The 921-nt window shown below is 61.1% G+C and carries 1 protein-coding gene; it reads left to right on the forward strand.

Features of this window, described 5'->3' with window-relative positions:
* Positions 1-27: 27 nt before the first annotated feature.
* Positions 28-921 (forward strand): IS110 family transposase (locus AQY21_RS06250; RefSeq protein ID WP_058096898.1); only part of this gene is annotated, 894 nt, incomplete at its 3' end.

A 921-nucleotide genomic window follows, 5' to 3' on the forward strand; every position in this document is an offset into this window, starting at 1 on the left:
TATCGGATCCAGGAGGAGGACTGCGGGATGAAGTTGTTTGTTGGATTGGATGTATCGCTGGAGAAAATCGCGATCTGCGCGATCAGCGAACATGGGCGGATTGTCAGGGAGGCTCAGGTGGCCAGCGAGCCTGAGGCGCTGCTACGCTGGATCGGTGAGCAGGATGGAAGCATCGCCGCTATTGGGCTCGAGGCTGGTCCTTTGTCGCAGTGGCTTCATCGCGGGCTGACCGAGGCCGGACAGCCTGTCGTGCTGATGGAAACCCGGCAGGTGAAGGGCGCCCTGAAGGCCATGCCGATCAAGACGGATCGGCGAGACGCCGAAGGTATCGCCCGTTTGCTTCACCTCGGCTGGTTCCGGCCAGTTCACTACAAATCTGTCTCGGCCCAAGAAGTTCGCGCCCTGCTTGGCGCTCGTAAGGCTGTGCAGCAGAGCTTCATCGCTCTGGAACTTTCCTTGCGGGGTCTGCTGCGGAACTTCGGGCTGAAGGTTGGCGCGATCTCCCGTGGCCGGTTCGAACACCGCATCCGGGAATTGGCTGCAGGCAACCCAATGTTGGAGGATGCGACAGAACCAATGCTCCGGGCGCGTGCATCTCTCCGGTGTGAATTGGCAGGGCTGGAACGCCGTGTTCGACAACTCGCCCATGAAGACCCAGTCTGTCATCGCTTGATGTCGATGCCCGGGATTGGCGCGGTCGTGGCCCTGACTTACCGGTCAGCTGTCGATGATCCCGCTCGCTTCACATCTTCGAAGAAGGTCGGGCCTTGGGTGGGTTTGACACCTTCACGCAACCAGTCGGGTGAGCGCGATGTCTCGGGCGGGATCACCAAGGCCGGCGATGTGAACCTGCGGCGGGCATTATGCCAGGCTGTCACCGTCATGATGCACCGGGGGCGATCGACATGGCTGAGAAGCTGG

Origin of the sequence: Paracoccus sp. MKU1, from assembly GCF_001447385.1 — a bacterium.
Classification (GTDB): domain Bacteria; phylum Pseudomonadota; class Alphaproteobacteria; order Rhodobacterales; family Rhodobacteraceae; genus Paracoccus.